The sequence below is a fragment of the Streptomyces sp. NPDC002809 genome, assembly GCF_040295435.1.
Classification (GTDB): Bacteria; Actinomycetota; Actinomycetes; order Streptomycetales; family Streptomycetaceae; genus Streptomyces.
The window spans coordinates 18,763-37,852 of sequence record NZ_JBEOVJ010000033.1 but is presented as its reverse complement, the minus strand read 5'-3'; the positions used below and the strand labels follow the sequence as shown (position 1 = coordinate 37,852).

15 protein-coding genes are annotated in these 19,090 nt (G+C 71.1%); 9 read left to right on the top strand and 6 right to left on the bottom strand.

Going from position 1 to position 19,090, the window contains the following annotated elements:
* Positions 1-99: 99 nt before the first annotated feature.
* Complete coding sequence (locus ABT025_RS20655; protein WP_350996244.1) at positions 100-645, bottom strand: hypothetical protein; 546 nt, start codon at positions 643-645, stop codon at positions 100-102.
* A 241-nt stretch (positions 646-886) separates the two neighbouring features.
* Between ABT025_RS20655 and fmt the strand changes: the two genes are divergently transcribed.
* The 4 genes from fmt (at position 887) to ABT025_RS20635 (ending at position 5,355) form a co-directional block, all read left to right on the top strand.
* Positions 887-1,819, top strand: coding sequence for a methionyl-tRNA formyltransferase (fmt, locus tag ABT025_RS20650; protein WP_350996241.1), 933 nt, complete (start codon positions 887-889; stop codon positions 1,817-1,819).
* An 83-nt stretch (positions 1,820-1,902) separates the two neighbouring features.
* Complete coding sequence (locus ABT025_RS20645) at positions 1,903-3,336, top strand: RsmB/NOP family class I SAM-dependent RNA methyltransferase (RefSeq protein ID WP_350996238.1); 1,434 nt, start codon at positions 1,903-1,905, stop codon at positions 3,334-3,336.
* Between the two features lie 154 nt (positions 3,337-3,490).
* The gene (gene rpe, locus ABT025_RS20640) at positions 3,491-4,174 is read left to right on the top strand and encodes a ribulose-phosphate 3-epimerase (RefSeq protein ID WP_350996236.1); all 684 of its coding nucleotides are present in this window, start codon (positions 3,491-3,493) and stop codon (positions 4,172-4,174) included.
* Positions 4,175-4,338: 164 nt separating this feature from the next.
* Positions 4,339-5,355, top strand: a complete 1,017-nt coding sequence (locus ABT025_RS20635; RefSeq protein ID WP_350996330.1) for a sugar-binding transcriptional regulator — start codon at positions 4,339-4,341, stop codon at positions 5,353-5,355.
* A 68-nt stretch (positions 5,356-5,423) separates the two neighbouring features.
* Here ABT025_RS20635 and ABT025_RS20630 read toward each other — a convergent pair whose 3' ends face one another.
* The gene (locus ABT025_RS20630) at positions 5,424-6,446 is read right to left on the bottom strand and encodes a terpene synthase family protein (protein WP_350996233.1); all 1,023 of its coding nucleotides are present in this window, start codon (positions 6,444-6,446) and stop codon (positions 5,424-5,426) included.
* 306 nt (positions 6,447-6,752) lie between these two features.
* On the opposite strand from ABT025_RS20630, the gene ABT025_RS20625 reads away from it, so the two are divergent.
* The 5 genes from ABT025_RS20625 (at position 6,753) to ABT025_RS20605 (ending at position 13,239) form a co-directional block, all read left to right on the top strand.
* Complete coding sequence (locus ABT025_RS20625; protein ID WP_350996230.1) at positions 6,753-8,219, top strand: GuaB1 family IMP dehydrogenase-related protein; 1,467 nt, start codon at positions 6,753-6,755, stop codon at positions 8,217-8,219.
* A 196-nt stretch (positions 8,220-8,415) separates the two neighbouring features.
* A complete protein-coding gene (locus ABT025_RS20620) occupies positions 8,416-9,873 on the top strand; it encodes an aldehyde dehydrogenase family protein (RefSeq protein ID WP_350996227.1) in 1,458 nt (485 codons plus the stop codon).
* Between the two features lie 198 nt (positions 9,874-10,071).
* Complete coding sequence (locus tag ABT025_RS20615) at positions 10,072-10,527, top strand: Lrp/AsnC family transcriptional regulator (protein ID WP_018103925.1); 456 nt, start codon at positions 10,072-10,074, stop codon at positions 10,525-10,527.
* 164 nt (positions 10,528-10,691) lie between these two features.
* Positions 10,692-11,489: a carbon-nitrogen hydrolase family protein gene (locus ABT025_RS20610; protein ID WP_350996223.1), complete on the top strand. Its 798-nt coding sequence runs from the start codon at positions 10,692-10,694 to the stop codon at positions 11,487-11,489.
* Between the two features lie 49 nt (positions 11,490-11,538).
* Entirely contained in the window at positions 11,539-13,239 is a 1,701-nt protein-coding gene (locus tag ABT025_RS20605) for a flavin monoamine oxidase family protein (protein ID WP_350996220.1), read from the top strand.
* Between the two features lie 110 nt (positions 13,240-13,349).
* On the opposite strand, the gene ABT025_RS20600 is transcribed toward ABT025_RS20605, so the two are convergent.
* From ABT025_RS20600 to ABT025_RS20585, 4 genes are read right to left on the bottom strand one after another with little or no spacing between them, the layout of a single operon-like run.
* The gene (locus tag ABT025_RS20600; RefSeq protein ID WP_350996217.1) at positions 13,350-14,180 is read right to left on the bottom strand and encodes a family 3 encapsulin nanocompartment shell protein; all 831 of its coding nucleotides are present in this window, start codon (positions 14,178-14,180) and stop codon (positions 13,350-13,352) included.
* Positions 14,181-14,199: 19 nt separating this feature from the next.
* Positions 14,200-14,946, bottom strand: coding sequence for a sulfotransferase-like domain-containing protein (locus ABT025_RS20595; protein WP_350996214.1), 747 nt, complete (start codon positions 14,944-14,946; stop codon positions 14,200-14,202).
* The gene (locus ABT025_RS20590) at positions 14,943-15,935 is read right to left on the bottom strand and encodes an aldo/keto reductase (protein WP_350996206.1); all 993 of its coding nucleotides are present in this window, start codon (positions 15,933-15,935) and stop codon (positions 14,943-14,945) included. The genes ABT025_RS20595 and ABT025_RS20590 overlap by 4 nt, the downstream gene beginning before the upstream one ends.
* 49 nt (positions 15,936-15,984) lie before the next feature.
* Positions 15,985-19,074 carry an amino acid adenylation domain-containing protein gene (locus tag ABT025_RS20585; RefSeq protein WP_350996203.1) on the bottom strand — a complete coding sequence of 1,030 codons (3,090 nt, stop codon included), beginning with the start codon at positions 19,072-19,074 and terminating at the stop codon, positions 15,985-15,987.
* Between the last annotated feature and the right edge of the window lie 16 nt (positions 19,075-19,090).

The window sequence follows — 19,090 nt, the reverse complement described above, 5'->3', positions numbered from 1 at the left end:
CGGGGGACCCGCACCCAAGCCCGTCCGGCGATTGAGGACGGAACCCCGCACCGAGGACCCCGCACCAAGGAACCCCGCCCACCTGCGCCGGGTCCGGTGTCAGCCGTTGCGCGGTCCGGGGAAGGCGCCCGGGCGCAGCTCCTCGCGCAGCGGCGGACGCTCCGCCGACGGCTGCGGCGGCATCGTGCGCGCGGCCGGGACGGTGGGCAGGGCGGGAGCGGGGGACCCGGGCACCACCGGCACCGGACGCTGTGCCACGACCTCGGCCGCACCCTCGGCCGGCACCGGCTGAGCAGTGGCGCGCCGTGCGCCGTATCTGCGGTGTACTGCCTGCTTGGTGACTCCGAGCGCGGAGCCCACCGCGTCCCAGGAGAAGCCCAGCGAACGGTCGAAGTCCACTGCCGCCGTGACCAGGGTCTCGACGCTGTCCCGCAGTTCCTGGGCCAGCCTGACGGTGGGGGCCGGGGCCCTGCCGTAGACGACGAAGCCCGCGGAGGGGCCGGAGCGGCGCGGACGGTAGACGTTGCCCAGCTGCGCGGTGAGTGTGCGCAGTGCGTCCACCTGCCGCCGGACCCGTTCGATGTCCCGCACCAGGAGATGCAGGCTGGCCCGCGCTTGGGCGTCGTGGGTTGCGTGGTCGGCCATGAAGAAGCCTCTCGAACCGGCGTTGAAAGGGATCGGGCCGCACCAGGGCGGCTCGCTTCGGTCAATCTCTTTTGACCAACGCCTCACCGGGGGATCTGGTCACGCTCCGGGGGCGTATACGCATACGCGAGGGGCGCGCAACCGTGCGTACGCCCCCCGGCGCCCTCCCGGCCTCCGGGCCCATAGACTTGTGCGTTGCTCGTCACCGTAACGTTTCGGCCTGAGAGGCAGTCAGCCACCCATGAAGCTCGTCTTCGCAGGCACCCCCGAGGTAGCCGTACCCGCACTGGACGCACTGATCGCCTCCGATCGCCATGAGGTGGCCGCCGTCGTCACCAGGCCCGACGCACCCGCGGGGCGCGGTCGCCGACTGGTGGCCAGTCCCGTCGCCGAGCGCGCCGAGGAGGCCGGTATCGAGGTGCTCAAGCCGGCCAGGCCGCGGGACGAGGACTTCCTGGCGCGGCTCCGGGAGATCGCGCCCGACTGCTGCCCCGTCGTCGCCTACGGTGCGCTGCTGCCCAAGACCGCACTCGACATCCCGGCCCGCGGCTGGGTCAACCTCCACTTCTCGCTGCTGCCCGCCTGGCGTGGCGCCGCGCCCGTCCAGCACGCCGTCATGGCGGGCGACGAGGTGACGGGGGCCTCGACCTTCCTCATCGAGGAGGGGCTCGACTCCGGGCCGGTCTACGGCGTCCTCACCGAAGAGGTGCGGCCCACCGACACCAGCGGCGATCTGCTGACCCGGCTGGCGTTCGCGGGCTCCGGGCTGCTCGCCGCGACGATGGACGGCATCGAGGACGGCACCCTGCACGCCGTGCCGCAGCCCGCCGATGGCATCACCCTCGCACCGAAGATCACCGTCGAGGACGCCCAGGTCCAGTGGTCGGAGCCCGCCCTGCGCGTCGACCGGGTGGTCCGGGGCTGCACTCCGGCCCCCGGAGCCTGGACCCTCTTCCGCGGGGAGCGCCTCAAGCTGATCCAGGCGGTGCCCGTCGTGGACCGGGCCGATCTGGCGCCCGGCGAGCTGTCAGCGGCCAAGAACAACGTGTACGTGGGCACCGGATCGCATGCGATCGAGCTGCTCTGGGTCCAGCCGCAGGGCAAGAAGCCGATGCGCGCCGCGGACTGGGCGCGCGGGGTGCGCATCGTCCCGGGCGAGCTCGTGGGGATCTGAGGTCTCTCGCGGACCGGCGGGCCGGGACGGGGACGTAGGCTGGGAGGGTTCGCCCTCTCACCATCAGCGGAGCACCTTTCACAGTGAACGACCAGCCGCGTCGCCGTCCCGCCAAGCCGCACCGCCGCCCGCAGAAGGACCCGGTCCGGTTCCTCGCCTTCGAGGCCCTCAGGGCCGTCGACGAACGCGACGCGTACGCCAACCTGGTTCTGCCCCCGCTGCTGAAGAAGGCCCGGGCCAAGGGCGACTTCGACAACCGGGACGCGGCGCTGGCGACCGAGCTGGTCTACGGGACGCTGCGCCGCCAGGGCACGTACGACGCGATCGTCGCCGCCTGTATCGACCGGCCGCTGGTCGAGGTCGACCCGCCGGTGCTCGACGTACTGAACATGGGCGTGCACCAGCTGCTCGGCACCCGCATCCCGACCCACGCCGCGGTCTCCGCGAGCGTGGAGCTGGCCCGGGTGGTGCTCGGCGAGGGGCGCGCCAAGTTCGTCAACGCCGTTCTGCGCAAGGTGTCGGCGGACGACCTCGACGGCTGGGTGGCGCGGGTCGCCCCCTCGTACGAGGACGACGCCGAGGACCACCTGGCGGTCGTGCACTCGCATCCCCGGTGGGTCGTCTCGGCGCTCTGGGACGCGCTGGGCGGCGGCCGCGCGGGCATCGAGGACCTCCTCGAAGCCGACAACGAGCGGCCCGAGGTGACTCTGGTCGCCCGCCCCGGACGCTCCACCACCGATGAACTGCTGGACGCCCTCGGTGAGGAGAACGGCCTCCCGGGCCGCTGGTCCCCGTACGCCGTGCGGATGGCCGAGGGCGGCGAGCCCGGCGCCCTGAGCGCCGTGCAGGACGGCCGGGCCGGTGTCCAGGACGAGGGCAGCCAGCTCGTCGCCGCCGCCCTCGCCAACGCTCCGCTGGAGGGCCGCGACACCCGCTGGCTCGACGGCTGCGCCGGCCCCGGCGGCAAGGCCGCACTGCTGGCGGCCCTCGCCGCCGGCCGCGGCGCCGCACTGCTGGCCGCCGAGAAGCAGCCCCACCGGGCCCGCCTCGTCGAACGCTCGCTGGCCGGCAACCCCGGCCCGTACCAGGTGATCACCGCCGACGGCACCCGTCCGCCGTGGCTGCCCGACACCTTCGACCGGATCCTGATGGACGTCCCGTGCTCGGGCCTCGGCGCTCTGCGCCGCCGTCCGGAGGCCCGTTGGCGCCGTCGCAAGGAGGACCTGGAGAGCTTCGCCCCCCTCCAGCGCGGACTGCTGCGCGAGGCGCTGAAGGCCGTACGGATCGGCGGCGTCGTCGGATACGCGACGTGCTCGCCGCACCTCGCGGAGACCCGGGTGGTCGTCGAGGACGTCCTCAAGGGCCGCGGCGGCGCACCCGTCGAGGCCGAGTGGGTGGACGCCCGCCCGCTGATGCCCGGAGTGCCCGCCCTGGGCGACGGACCGGACGTCCAGCTCTGGCCGCACCTGCACGGCACCGACGCGATGTACCTGGCCCTGCTGCGGCGAACCGCCTGATCGCCCCGGGAGGGCCCCGGCAGAGTTCGGGGAGAGTTCCGGGAGGCCGGGGCAGGGGCGAAAAGGCCGGGAATGTGCGAACTGTAATGTTCCCGTGAGGCTTTGGAGCGCACCGAAGCGGGGAAGTGCCGCAGAACATGGCAGGCTTGGCCCCATGGCCCAGATCAACCCCAGTATTCTCTCCGCCGACTTCGCACGTCTCGCCGAGGAGGCGCAGGCTGTGGACGGCGCCGACTGGCTCCATGTCGATGTCATGGACAACCACTTCGTGCCCAATCTGACGCTCGGCATCCCGATCGTGGAATCGCTCAGCAGGGCCACCAGCACGCCGCTGGACTGCCATCTGATGATCGAGGACGCGGACCGCTGGGCCCCGCAGTACGTCGAGGCGGGGGCGGGCTCCGTCACCTTCCACGCGGAGGCCGCCGCGGCCCCCGTCCGGCTCGCGCGGGAGATCCGGGCCAAGGGCGCCCGCGCGTCCATGGCGCTCAAGCCGGCGACGCCCATCGAGCCGTACGAGGACCTGCTCCCCGAGCTGGACATGCTGTTGATCATGACGGTGGAGCCCGGCTTCGGGGGCCAGGCCTTCCTCGACATCATGCTGCCGAAGATCCGACGCACCCGTGAGCTGATCTCCAAGCACGGACTCGAGCTGTGGCTCCAGGTCGACGGGGGCGTCTCCGAGTCCACGATCGAGCGGTGCGCGGAGGCGGGGGCCGACGTCTTCGTCGCGGGTTCCGCCGTGTACGGCGCCAAGGACCCGGCCGAAGCCGTCCGTGCCCTGCGCGCCAAGGCCGACGGGGCCATCGCCTCGGCGGGGTGGGCGTGCGGCCACTGACGCCGGTGACGGCGCAGACACCCGCTCCGGCCCCCGATTGCAGGGCGGCCAGGCCAAGTGCAGATGAACGCGGTCCGACGGGACCGATCAAGGATCGCCGTATCTGACAGGATGAACGGCGTATCGAGAGCGTGAACAGCAGTGAGGAGAACGCGGTGTCTGCAATGTCGGCGGGCCGGTCCGCCCTGCGGATGGGGCCCGCGGAGCTGGTGCAGGCGGCGGCCATGGCCCGCCGCTTCTACCTCGAGGGCAAATCCAAGATCCAGATCGCCGAGGAATTCGGCGTCAGCCGCTTCAAAGTGGCCCGGGTCCTGGAGACGGCCCTGGAACGTGACCTCGTACGGATCGAGATCCGGGTCCCCGCCGAGCTGGACGCCGAGCGCTCCGACGCGCTCCGCGCCCGCTACGGGCTTCGCCACGCGGTCGTGGTCGAGTCCCCGGCGGAGGAGCAGGACGACGCAGCCGACCCGGAGAACCTGGGCGAGGTCGCGGCAGACCTGCTCGGTGAACTGGTGAACGAGGGCGATGTGCTCGGCCTCGCCTGGGGGCGGTCCACCATTCACATGGCGGCGGCCCTGGACCGGCTGCCGCCCTGCACGGTCGTGCAGCTCACCGGGGTGTACGACGCGGGAACGGCCGAGCGCGGCTCGGTCGAAGCCGTCCGGCGGGCCGCGCAGGTTTCCGGTGGTGAGGCCCACCCGATCTATGCGCCGATGCTGCTCCCCGACCCGGCGACGGCCGCCGCGCTGCGCCACCAGACGGGCATCGCGCGCGCCTTCGAGTACTTCGACAAGGTGACCGTCGCCGCCGTCTCCATCGGCTCCTGGGAGCCCGGGATCTCCACCGTCCACGACATGCTCTCCGACGAGGAGCGTGAGCACTACGCCTCGCTCGGCGTCGCCGCCGAGATGTCGGCCCACCTCTTCGACGCGGACGGACGGCGGGTCGGCCGCGACCTCGGCGAGCGCTGCATCACCGTCGAGGCGGACCGGCTGCGCCGGATCGCCGAGGTGGTGGCGATCGCCGGAGGCCAGCGCAAGGCCGCGGCGATCGGAGCGGTGCTGCGGTCCGGTCTCGTCACCAGCCTGGTGACCGACACCGCTGCAGCCGACTACCTGCTGACGGACTCGGCCGCGCCGCGCAGGCCCGCACTGGAGCGGGCCGACCCGGACGGGGACTGACCCGGAACACGGCGGAAGGGGGCGGGCGGTGATGACACCGCCCGCCCCTTCCGCCGTGTTCGCCCCTGTCAGTCCTGCCCGACGCCCAGGACGGTCGCCTCCAGATACTGTGCGGGCTCCTTGTACTGGCTGACGTCGGCCGGGTTGTAGCGCGGCGTCTGCCGGGACCAGTCGAGGTTCCCGCGCATCCAGCTCCGCATCCCGTCCAGATACGGCTGCAGCATCCAGGCGAGCTGCGGGTACGCGGTCAGCAGCTCGGTCTCCGCGGTCAGGAAGCGCTCGGTCTCGGTGGCGATCTCCGCGCAGACGTGTTCCAGTGCCTGCTGCTTGCCGTAGCCGCGGTGATGCCGGACGAGATGGACGAGGTTGTGGATCTCGCCGAGCACCTGTTCCTTCTCGTACGAGTAGACGTCGTTGGCCCAGCACACGACGTTGCACGAGGCTTCGAGCGCGATGATGAAGCGCGGGTCGTTGTGGATCGACTCGGGTGCCTCGATGCCGGCCACGATCTCTATCAGATCCATGCAGACGTGTATCGCGCCCGTGTGGCGGCGCTTCTCGATGTACGTCGCCTCGGACGGGACCACGCCGTCCGCGCGGTTCCCGGCCTCCCAGGTGGTGGCCGTCGTGAGGTAGGTGATCAGGTGCCAGGCGAAGCGCCGCCGCCAGTGCGCCGCCGCGGCCGGCGTCGTGCGTTGCCACAGGTCGGTGAGGGCGACGACCGCGGCCGGCAGCCGTTCGTCGGCCAGGGTGCCCGTGCCGGAGCCCTCGACCACGGACTGCATCAGCGCGACGACGTCCCGTACGCGGTCCGGGCTGCGGCCCAGGTGTCCGTCGTCCAGTTGGTCGTCGACGAGAAACAGCCAGACGAACCAGTCGGCGACGAGGTCCAGATTCTTGCTGTCGGCAGCCGGGTAGACCATGCCGACGAAGGCTCCGAAGTCCGCCTGCTCGAAGCGGTCCCTGGCTGAATCACGGTGCACCAGGCCGGTGTTGCGGGTCCAGCTGTCGAGATGGTCCCGTACGTGCGCGACGTGCGGGTTCGTCCGCCGGGGGAACGGGCAGTAGATGTCCGGAAGTTCGCTCTCCACGGGTGAGTCGTCATCCTCTCCGGTCGTACGTGTGGCGGGAGTTGTGACGACTCCGCCCGATGCTCCGGGGTGTTGGGTGACCCGCGGGACCTGCGCGTTTGAAGCTACCTGACCCCCAGTCACCAGGTCCAGGGATGATGATCACGAATGATTCGCAGGCCCCTCGGGTAGGGTCTGTGCGCAAGGCAGGTTCCACTTGCCCGGGACTCCCGATCCTGTTCCTTGGAGGAACATACGAAGGCGGGAGTCGTTTGCTGTGTCTTCGTGGAAGCGACCTGCGTCATTTCGTATGAAAAAATGAGTGTTATGCGTTTTCTTGAGCCCGGCACCGGTCGATACACAGAGTCCCCTTCGGTCCCGTACGACCTCACGTACGACGATGTCTTCATGGTTCCGGGCAGGTCGGCGGTCGGATCCCGCCAAGGTGTCGACCTGTCCTCGCCCGACGGCACCGGCACCACGATCCCGCTCGTCGTCGCGAACATGACGGCCATCGCGGGCCGCCGGATGGCCGAAACCATCGCCCGTCGCGGTGGGCTCGTCGTCATCCCGCAGGACATCCCGATCGAGGTCGTCACCGAGGTCATCAGCTGGGTGAAAACGCGCCACCTCGTGCTCGACACCCCTATCGTGCTGGCCCCCGGCCAGACGGTTGCCGATGCCCTGTCGCTGCTGCCCAAGCGCGCCCATGGCGCCGGGGTCGTCGTCGACGGCGAGCGGCGTCCCGTCGGCGTGGTCACCGACCACGACCTGACCGGGGTCGACCGCTTCACCCAGCTCTCCGAGGTCATGTCGAAGGACCTGGTGCTGCTGGACGCGGACATCGACCCGCGCGACGCCTTCAACAAGCTCGACGGCGCCAACCGCAAGCTCGCCCCCGCGGTGGACGCGGACGGCCGGCTCGTCGGCATCCTCACCCGTAAGGCCGCACTGCGCGCCACTCTTTACACGCCGGCCACCGACGCGGCGGGCAGGCTGCGGATCGCGGCCGCCGTCGGCATCAACGGCGACGTGGCCGGCAAGGCCAAGCAGCTCCTCGACGCCGGCGCCGACACCCTCGTCGTCGACACCGCGCACGGTCACCAGGAGTCCATGATCAGTGCGGTGCGCGCCGTCCGGGCGCTGGACCCGCAGGTGCCGATCGTCGCCGGCAACATTGTCGCCGCCGAGGGCGTGCGCGACCTCATCGAAGCCGGCGCCGACATCATCAAGGTCGGCGTCGGACCCGGCGCCATGTGCACCACCCGGATGATGACCGGCGTGGGACGGCCCCAGTTCTCCGCCGTCCTGGAGTGCGCCGCGGAGGCGAAGAAGTACGGCAAGCACGTCTGGGCCGACGGCGGCGTCCGTCACCCGCGCGATGTGGCCATGGCGCTCGCGGCCGGCGCCTCCAACGTGATGATCGGCTCCTGGTTCGCCGGGACGTACGAGTCGCCCGGTGACCTCCAGCAGTCCGCCGACGGCCGCTTCTACAAGGAGTCCTTCGGCATGGCGTCCGCGCGCGCCGTGAAGAACCGCACGTCCGACGAGTCGGCGTACGACCGGGCCCGCAAGGCGCTCTTCGAGGAGGGCATCTCCACCTCGCGGATGTTCCTGGACCCGTCCCGTCCCGGCGTCGAGGACCTGGTCGACTCGATCATCGCGGGCGTCCGCTCCTCCTGCACCTACGCCGGTGCGGGCTCCCTCGAGGAGTTCGCCGAGAAGGCGGTCGTCGGTGTGCAGAGCGCCGCCGGTTACGCGGAGGGCAAGCCGCTGCACGCCAGCTGGAGCTGACCGACGCACCCCGCACCACCCGTGCCCCTTCCGGCTGTTCACGCCGGGAGGGGCACCAGTGTTTTCCGGGCACCCGCCGGGGCGGTACATGGCCGAAAACGGTGGTCGGGCGGGGCTGAGATGCGTACCAACTCTGTTGAAAAATAAGTAATATGAATCTCAATCAGCTGCCCGCCACTCTGCGGTAAGGGATCTCATGTCCTTCTTCACCGACCTGGCCCATCAGTACATCGACGGAGAGTGGAGGCCGGGCAAGGGGTCCTGGGACATCATCGACTTCAACCCGTTCGACGGGGAGAAGCTCGCCTCCATCACGGTCGCCACGGCCGATGAGGTGGACGAGGCCTACCGCGCGGCCGAGACCGCTCAGCGGGCATGGGCGGACACCAATCCGTACGTCCGGCGAGCGGTGCTGGAGAAGGCCCTGCGGGTCGTCGAGGAGCGCGAGGGCGAGATCGGTGACGCGATCGTCGCCGAGCTCGGCGGCACCCGTCTGAAGGCGGCCTTCGAGCTGCACCTGGCCAAGGAGTTCCTCCGCGAGGCGATCCAGCTCGCGCTGCGCTCCACCGGACAGATCCTCCCCTCGCCGACGCCGGGCAAGGAGAACCGGGTCTACCGGGTGCCGGTCGGCGTGGTCGGGGTCATCAGCCCCTTCAACTTCCCCTTCCTGCTGTCCCTGAAGTCCGTGGCCCCGGCCCTGGCGCTGGGCAACGCCGTGGTGCTCAAGCCGCACCAGAACACCCCGGTCTGCGGTGGGACCCTGGTGGCCAAGGTGTTCGAGGACGCCGGGCTGCCGGCCGGGCTGCTGAACGTCGTCGTCACCGACATCGCGGAGATCGGTGACGCGCTGCTGGAGCACCCCGTCCCGCGGGTCATCTCCTTCACCGGCTCCGACAAGGTCGGGCGGCACGTCGCGACGGTGTGCGCGGCGAACCTCAAGCGTTCCGTGCTCGAACTCGGCGGCAACAGCGCGCTGATCGTGCTCGACGACGCGGATGTGGACTACGCCGTCGACGCCGCGGTCTTCAGCCGGTACGTGCACCAGGGCCAGGTCTGCATGGCCGCCAACCGGATCCTCGTCGACCGGGCGGTGGAGGAGGAGTTCACCGAGAAGTTCGTCGCGAAGGTCGCCTCCCTGCGCGTCGGCGACCCGGCCGACCCGGCGACGCAGATCGGCCCGCTGATCAACTCGACCCAGGCCGAGGCCATCGCCGCGCTCGTCGACCAGACCGTCGAGGCCGGCGCGACGGCGCTGCTGCACGGACGCGCCGACGGGAACGTCGTCAGCCCCTCCGTCCTCACCGGCCTGGCGCCCGATTCTCCCGTCCTGTCCCAGGAGATCTTCGGCCCGGTCGCCCTCCTCGTGCCGTTCGACGGCGAGGACGAGGCGGTCCGGATCGCCAACGACACCCCGTACGGGCTGAGCGGGGCCGTGCACACCGGCAACATCGAGCGCGGCGTCCGGGTGGGGCAGCGCATCCGCACCGGCATGATCCACATCAACGACGGCACGGTCCACGACGAGCCCATCGTCCCCTTCGGCGGCGAGAAGAACTCCGGGCTCGGGCGGCTGAACGGCGACTCGATGCTGGAGGCCTTCACCACCCAGAAGTGGATCTCCGTGCAGCACGGGCGCTCGCAGTTCCCGTTCTAGATCCTCTGCCGATGCCGAGGACGGAGATCCTCCGCCGGCTCCCTCCTGATTCCCTTCCGACCCGGCGCCACCTGCGCTGAGCGCGCCCTGCCGGGCGGGCCCATGGTCTACTTCCGGGGGCGGCACCGCCGCCCCCGGAACAGCCGTGCCCCGGCCGCGCCAAGGCCCTCGCCATCGCAGAGAAGTGACCCGTACGACGTGCGACTGAACGACCTCGACGAACGCATCGTCCACGCCCTCGCCGAAGATGCCCGCCGCTCATATGCCGACATCGGCTCGATCATCGGGCTGTCCGCACCGGCGGTGAAACGCCGGGTGGACCGGCTGCGCGCCGAGGGGGCGATCACGGGGTTCACGGTCCGGGTGGATCCGGCGGCGCTCGGCTGGGAGACCGAGGGGTACATCGAGATCTACTGCAGCCGCAACACCTCGCCGGAGTCGATCAAGCAGGGCCTTGCCCGCTACCCGGAGGTCGCCTCGGCGTCCACGGTCACCGGGGACGCCGACGCGCTGGTCCAGGTGTTCGCCGCGGACATGCGCCACTTCGAGCAGGTGCTGGAGCGGATCGCGGGCGAGCCGTACGTCGAGCGGACGAAGTCCGTGCTGGTGCTCTCGCCTCTGCTGCGGCGGTACTCGTCGGGGTCGCCGGGATAGCGCACCCGAAGGGCCGCCCGGCTCCCGCGCAATGAATCACCGTGCACCCCCGATCCCGCGCAACGGATCGACGGTCGATGCGCAACACTCGCGCCTTGTCCGGGGGGAATCGCGGAACGTACCGTCAATACGTCCCCGCCCACCAGCATCGTCCGAGGTCAGCCATGCCGCCGTTGCGCACCGCCCTGCTCCAGAGCTCCGGAACTCCGGGCTCGGTGGCCGGCAACCTCGATCTGCTCGACGACGCCGCGCGGCGGGCCGCCGCCGGCGGTGCCCGGCTGCTGGTCTGCCCCGAGATGTTCCTGACCGGGTACGCGATCGGCGACGACGTGCCCCGGCTGGCCGAGGCCGCCGACGGACCCGGCGCACAGGCCGTCGCCGAGATCGCCGTCCGGCACGGGATCGGCGTCCACTACGGCTACCCGGAGCGCGACGGCGACGCCCTGTACAACGCCGCCCAGCTCATCGGACCCGACGGGACCGCGCTCGCGAACTACCGCAAGACCCATCTCTTCGGCGACTTCGAGGAGCGGTGGTTCACCCCCGGCGACCGGCCGGTCGTCCAGGCCGAGCTCGACGGCATCCGTATCGGGCTGCTGATCTGCTACGACGTCGAGTTCCCGGAGAACGTACGGGCGCACGCACTCGCCGGTACCGATCTCCTGCTGGTGCCGACCGCGCTGATGCACCCCTTCCCGTTCGTTGCCGAGTCCGTCGTCCCGGTCCGCGCCTTCGAGAACCAGCTGTACGTCGCCTACGTGAACAGGACCGGCACCGAGGGTCCCTTCGAATTCGTCGGCCTGAGCGCTCTCGCCGGCCCCGACGGCACGGTCCGCACCCGTGCGGGACGCGGCGAGGAACTCGTCGTCGGTGACGTCGACCCCGGCGTGCTGACCGCCTCCCGGGCCGGCAATCCCTATCTCCGCGACCGCCGCCCCGGTCTGTACGGCTCCCTCGTCTGAGTACGCCGCCCCGCTCACCCCACCCGTACCCGCAAGGAGTCCGTACCCCATGACGTCCACGGTGCCCCCGGCCGTCCCGCACACCGACGCAGCCCCGCCGATCACCATGTTCGGGCCGGACTTCCCCTACGCGTACGACGACTTCCTCGCGCACCCCGCCGGCCTCGGCCAGATACCGGCGACCGAGCACGGCAGCGAGGTCGCCGTCATCGGCGGCGGGCTCTCCGGCATCGTCACCGCCTACGAGCTGATGAAGATGGGGCTCAGGCCCGTCGTCTACGAGGCCGACCGCATCGGCGGACGGCTGCGCACCGTCGAGTTCGACGGCTGCACCACGGACGGCGAGCCGCTCACCGCCGAGATGGGCGCGATGCGCTTCCCGCCGTCCTCGACGGCGCTCCAGCACTACATCGACCTGGTCGGACTGGAGACGAAACCGTTCCCCAACCCGCTCTCCCCGGTCACCCCGTCGACCGTCGTCGACCTGAAGGGCGAGTCGCACTACGCCAGTACCATCGACGACCTCCCGCAGGTCTACCGCGATGTGATGGACGCCTGGAACGCCTGTCTGGAGGAGGGCGCCGACTTCTCGGACATGAACCGGGCGATGCGCGAGCGCGACGTGCCGCGGATCCGGGAGATCTGGGCCCGGCTCGTCGAGAAGCTCGACAACCAGACCTTCTACGGCTTCCTCTGCGACTCCGACGCCTTCAAGTCCTTCCGCCACCGCGAGATCTTCGGGCAGGTCGGCTTCGGCACCGGCGGCTGGGACACCGACTTCCCCAACTCCATCCTGGAGATCCTCCGCGTCGTCTACACCGAGGCGGACGACCACCACCGCTCCATCGTCGGCGGCAGCCAGCAGCTCCCGCTGCGCCTGTGGGACCGCGAACCGCGGAAGATCGTCCACTGGCCGCTCGGCACCTCGCTGGCCTCGCTGCACGACGGAGAGCCGCGCCCCGCGGTGACGCGGCTGAACCGCACCGCCGGGAACCGGATCACCGTCACCGACGCCACCGGCGACATCCGCACCTTCCGGGCGGCCGTCTTCACCGGACAGTCCTGGCTGCTGCTCTCCAAGATCGCCTGCGACGACGCGCTCTTCCCGATCGACCACTGGACGGCGATGGAGCGCACGCACTACATGGAGTCGTCCAAGCTGTTCGTCCCCGTCGACCGGCCGTTCTGGCTGGACAAGGACGAGACCACCGGGCGCGACGTCATGTCGATGACGCTCACCGACCGGATGACGCGCGGCACGTACCTCCTCGACGACGGACCCGACAGGCCGGCCAGCATCTGCCTCTCGTACACCTGGTGCGACGACAGTCTGAAGTGGCTGCCGCTCTCGGCGGCCGAGCGCATGGACGTCATGCTGAAGTCGCTCGGCGAGATCTATCCCAACGTGGACATCCGGGGGCACATCACCGGCAACCCGGTGACCGTCTCCTGGGAGAACGAGCCCTACTTCATGGGCGCGTTCAAGGCCAACCTGCCCGGCCACTACCGCTACCAGCGGCGGCTGTTCACCCACTTCATGCAGGACCGGCTGCCCGCCGACAAGCGGGGACTGTTCCTGGCGGGCGACGACATCTCCTGGACGGCAGGCTGGGCCGAGGGGGCCGTGCAGACCGCGCTGAACGCCGTCTGGGGCGTGATGACCCAGTTCGGCGGTGCGACCGACGGCACCAACCCCGGCCCCGGCGACGTCTTCGACGAGATCGCCCCGGTCGAACTCCCGGAGGACTGAGGCACTTCACGGCCAGGTGTGGGCTGCCTCCGCGTCGCAGCCCGGGTTCCCCGGCAGCCGTGGGCCTGCCGGGGAAACGGGCACCGCATCCGCGGTCCGCCACCGACCGGTCAGGCGGGCACCACGTGGAAGAAGTGCGTCGGCAGCTGGACCGCGACGGATTCGTACACCTGCGCACAGACGGCCGTGCCCGGCTGCTCGAAGGTCCCCTCCGGCGGCTCCGCCACCTTGATCACCGACTGGCCGGACTCGAGCAGTCGCGCGGCCATCGCGAAGTCCCCCACCAGCGCGCAGCCGGGCGCCAGATGGCGGTGCCGGCTGATCTTCACCTCCTCACGGGTGAGGTCGCCCAGCAGGCTGCCCGCGCCCACCAGCTCCGCGTAGTAGTCGCTGGAGTTCACCATCAGGGCGCGGCCGGTGCCGCCGGCCTGCTCTATCTCGTTGAAGGCGGCGAGCACCCCGTCGACGTAGGAACCCCGGTACGGCAGCCGCGCCACATCGGGGTGCCGGAGCACGTCGAGGGTGAGCGCCCGGTTCTCCGCGGTGCCGAGCCGCACCATGAGCCGGCGGTCGATGAACGAGGCCAGGGCCTCCGGCTCGTCGGCGAGGCCGTCGGGTATCTGCACCCAGGCGGTGATCGGCGTGACGCCGTACTCGGCCAGCGAGAAGCGGAAGGACGCCTCCCGCAGCCGCTGCTCCTGGCTCGCCCCGCCGCCGGGGATCGCGGCGCCGGGCGGTCGGGTCTCGTGCCAGGAGCGCACGGTCTGCGTTTCGGCCCGCTGGGTGCGGAAGAGGTTGCGGGCCGTCAGCCGCTGTCCCTGCTTGCCCGTTTCGAACACGTCGGTGAGTGTGAAGGGGAAGTGCACCTCGGCCTTCTCGGCGTCGGCGACGTAGGCGGCGGCGAACTGCTCGCCCGGGGTGGACGGTGCTCTGCTCGTCATGGACTCTCCTTGTTCCGGCTCAGCGGGCGTGCGCGATGAGCCGCTCGTAGTACGGGAGGTGGTGCTCGTAGAAGCCGCGCAGCCGCGTGTCGTTCTCGACCGTGACCGCGTATTCGCGTTCCGGGGCGGTGAAGGCCGAGCTGGCGCTCGCGTCCCGGTGCCAGCGCTCGTTCTGCCGCCATTCGGCGCGCTCGCCCGGCTGCCAGGTCAACGCCTCGGGCAGGTAGGGCAGTCCGACGCGCTCGCAGTACGCGGCGACCACGGCGGGCGGGTCGGCCAGCAGGTGCTCGGCCGAGACGACGAGGGGGCGCTCGCCGGTCACCTTCCAGGCCAGCTCGAAGAGCGCGTACTGGTGTTCGTAGCCGATCTCGTGGCAGGCCAGTTCGGGCTTGACCGCGTAGTGGGAGGCGATCGTCCGGGCGGGTTCGCGGACGATGAAGGTGTGGGTGAAGGAGGCGATCAGCTCCGGGTGGTCGAAGAGGTACTGGTGGTGGTACTCCAGCGTGTCCTTGAAGAAGACCGGCTTCCGGGTGCCCAGCTCCGCCAGCTGGGACAGGAGCTGGGCGGGCGTGCGGACCGTGACCGTACGCTCCTGCGCGTCTCCGGCCACGTCCCCGCCGCCGACGGCGGGGACGGTGACCTCACCGTGGTCGGTGAGCAGCACCAGCGGCTCGTGCACGACCGTGACGTCACCGCGCTCGACCATCATGCGCAGGAACGCCGTGGAGACCGAACGAGGATGGGCCCACAGGGCGATGACGGTCACATCGACCACGCTGTGGGCCGGCGGTCCCAGCGGTGGCCGCGCACTTCGTCCAGCAGCGCCGGGTCGAGCGCGGCCCCGGAGACCGCCAGGTTGGCGCGCACGTGCTCGGGCCTGCGCATGCCCGGGATGACCGTGCTCACCGCGGGATGGTGCAGGATGAAGCGGAGGCTGAGCTCCGGCAGCGACATGCCCTCGGGCAGTACCTTCTTCAGCCGTTCGGCGCGCTCCACCGTCGGGCCGAGGTTCTCCGGGCCGAAGTAGACGGCACGCCAGTCGTCCTCGGGGAAGACGGTGTCGCGGGTGAGGGTGCCGGTGAGGCCGCCCTCGTCGAAGGGGACGCGGGCGATGATGCCGATGCCGTCGCTCAGGGCGCGGGCGAACAGCTCGTCCTCCGGTGCCTGGTCGAAGATGTTGTAGATCACCTGGATGACGTCGACCAGGCCGGTGTCCAGTGCCCGCAGGCAGTTGACCGGTTCCCAGCGGTTGACGCTGATGCCGAAGCCGTCGATCACACCCTCCGCCTTGAGATCGGCGACCGCCTGCTGCCAGCTCTCCTCGCCGCTCCAGCGGTCCTCCCAGACATGGAACTGGAGCAGGTCGATCCGGTCGGTCCCGAAGTTCTCCAGGCTGCGGTGGACGTACTCGCGGATGTGGGTGCGCGGATAGACGTCGTCGAGCGTGTCGTCCGGGCCGGGTGGCCATTCCCGGTTCAGCGGCGGGATCTTGGTCGCCACCCGCAGCCGGTCCCTGCCGGTGCGGTCGGCATGCCGACGGAGCAGGGCGCCCAGCATCTGTTCGCTGACGCCCCGGCCGTAGGCCCAGGCGGTGTCGAAGAACGTGCAGCCGTTCTCGACCGCGAGATCCAGGCAGTCCGGGGCCACGTCGTAGTCCCAGCCGGTGAACCCTCCGGGGCCTCCGCCGATACCCCACATGCCGTAGCCGATCTCACTGACCTGCCAGCCCAGTCGTCCCATGGTGCGGTAGTGCACGGTCGTCCTCTCGTTTCACAGGGGCGTACGCGGTAGCCGCGTACCTTGCTCAGGCGGTGAGCGTGGCGCGGTAGGCCTCCAGGGCCGCCTCCAGCGGCCGTTCCCGGAAGCCGTGCCGCGCGTCCAGGGCGGCGCATGCCTCCTTGGCGAACAGCCCGGGGTTGTCCGCCAGCAGCCCCCGGAAGTCGGGTACCCCGTCCGTCCCGGTGGCGGGGAGCGCCGTCAGGAGAGCGTGCAGCACGGTCACGGCGGGCTCCCCGCCCACGGCCGCCCTCTCCCGCAGCGCGGCCATGAACTCCGCGGGCGGCACCGCACGCGGAGCGCCCCCACGGTCCGGGCCCGCCGGGGCGAGCGCGGCGAAGTCCACGCTGCCGTCCCGGAAGACGTGGTAGACGGCGCCGGCGGAAGGCTCGGCGAGCCCGGCGATCAGCCGGGCGGCCGCCTCGTCCACCGGTGTGTAGTCGGAGTGCATGGGCACGTCGGGCCGGACAGCGAGCCGGAGCACCGAGGACAGCAGCAGATGGGTGAGCGCCTTCGGGTTGGGCACGCCGTTGTCGGCGGCGGGCATCACCTCGCCGAGCCGGTAGAGCGTCACCGGCGCGCCGTGTCTGCGGGCCTCGGTGAGCAGGCGCTCGGCCACCCACTTGGAGCGGCTGTACCCGCTGCTCGGTGCGGTGGCGGCGGACGGGTCGAAGTCCTCCCGGATGCGGCCCGGGGAACGGGAGGCGTGCTGTTCGAGGATCCCGAGGGTGGAGACGTGGTGCAGCGGCTTGGGCCGTACGGAGAGGGCGAAGCGGAGCACCTCGGCGGTGCCGGTGACATTGGCGGCGCGGTGGGCCCGGTAGTCGAGAAGGAAGTTGACCATGGCCCCGATGTGCAGCACGGCGTCACAGCCGGCGGCGTACGTCTCCCAGGTCTCCCTCGTCCAGCCGAACCGGGGGGCGCCCAGTTCGCCGGCGCGTGCCTCCAGGCGTTCCCCGAGGGACTCGTCCCACAGCCCCTGGGCGCTCAGCGTCCGTACGATCCGGTCCCGGGCGTGGGCGTCGTCGTCGGCCCGCACGACGCAGACGGCGCGGGCCGGGGTGGCCGACAGCAACCGGTGCAGGGACCTCGCCCCGACGAAGCCGGTGGCGCCGGTGACCAGGACGGTGCGAGGGGGGAGTGCCATCGGCGTGCCCGCGAACCGCTTTGCGCGGGCGGCCAGTTCGGCGAGGTCGTGGGGGAGGGCGGAGTCCCGCTCCATCAGTGCGGCCACGGCGGCCGCGTCACCACTGCCCGCCTCGGCGGGGTGTCCGTCGTACGCCGCGGACCGGCCGGACCCGACTCCCTCGGGCGGGCCCTCCAGCGCCGCAGCCAGCGCGTCCGGCGTCCGGTGCTCGTACAGTTCCGCGAGCCCCACCGTCAGCCCCGCGGTCTCCCTGATCCGCAGCAGGGCGCTCAGGGCGGCCAGTGAGTCGCCGCCGCGGCGCAGGAAGTCGTCTCCCGTCCCGAACGAGGGGAGGCCGAGGACCGTACGCATCACCTCGGCGACGCGTTCGGCGAGGGAGCCGAGGGGACGGAGGCCCGGGCGTGCCTCGGACTCCAGCTTCTCCTCGACGAGCAGCCGCAGCGCCCGCAGATCGACCTTGCCGCTGTCGGAGAGCGGCAGGGCCTCCAGCACGAGGCAGTGCTGGGGCACCTGGATGCGCGGCAGCGTGGACACGAGATGGGCGCGGAGCGCCTCGGGTGCGGTTCCCTCCTCGGCGGCCGCCGCGACGACCAGCCGGGTGCGTCCCTGCCGACGGAGGGTCAGCGCCTTGGCCTGGATGACGCCGTGGCAGCCCTCGGCGGTGGTCTCGATCTCGGCCAGTTCGATCCGGACGCCGTCCACCTTGGTCTGCCGGTCGCGGCGGCCGGTGAAGCGCAGCAGTCCGGCCGCGTCGAACCAGCCGAGGTCACCGGTCCGGTAGAGGGTGGGGCCGGGTATCGCCGGGAACGGGTTGGGTACGAAGACCTCGGCCGTGCGGGCGGGGTCGCCCAGGTATCCGGCACCGACGCAGGCACCGCCGATGACGATCTCGCCGGTGACGCCCGCGGGCAGCGGGCGCAGCCGGTCGTCGGCGACCACCACGTAACAGTTGTCTATGGGGCGCCCGAGCGGGATGTGGTCGCCCTCGCCGCCGTCGATACGGTGGAAGACCATGCCGATGGAGGTCTCGGACGGGCCGTAGCCATTGGTGATCCCGAGCCCGGGGAGCAGCGCGCGCAGCCGGTGCACGGCGTGCGGGATGATCTCCTCGCCGCCGACCACCAGATGGCGCAGCGAGCCGATCCTGCGCACCGCGTCCGGCTCGGCCTCCAGCAGCGCGAGCAGCATGCCGAGGATGGCCGGGACGAAGTCGGTGATGGTGACCCGGTGGCGGTGGATCGTTTCGACGGTCCGCTCCAGGTCGAGGAACTCACCCTGTTCGGGTACGACGGTGCGGCCACCCGTCGTCAGCGGCCACAGCAGCTGCCAGATCGCCGAGTCGAAGGTGTGGCGGCTGTTCTGGAGCACCACCTCATCGCCGGTGGCGCCGAAGTAGCGGGACATGAAGCGGAAGCGGTTGGCCAGTCCTCCGTGCAGGTTCACGGCGCACTTCGGTGTCCCCGTCGTGCCCGAGGTGAACACCCCGTAGACCGGCTGCTCCGGCCCCGGCGTCGGACCGGGGCGCACCGTGCTCGGTGTGATCCGCCCGGCCGAGACGACCTGCGCCAGCCGGTCCGTGCACACCAGCGGCCCGGAGGTGAGCACCAGCGGCGGGTCCAGCTCGTCCAGCACGGAGCGCAGCCGCTCGTCCGGCCAGGCCGGGTCGCAGAGCGCGAAGGCGGCGCCCGCCTTCATCAGCGCCACCATGCACAGCGGCAGTTCGACGCTGTTGCCGATGACGACGGGCACCATGGCACCGGGGCCGACACCGGCCGCCGTCAGTTCGGCGGCCAGGCCGTTGGCGAGCGAGTCGAACTCCGCATACGTCAGGGTCGTCCGGGTGGCTCCGCGGTGGATCAGCGCGGTGCGGTCCGGGGTCCGGTCGGCCTGTTCCTCGATCAGCCTGTGTACGGGGCGGTACGGGCCGTGGTCGACACGGCTGCCGGCGGTCTGCCAGATGTTTTCCGACATGTCTCCGAACTCTCTG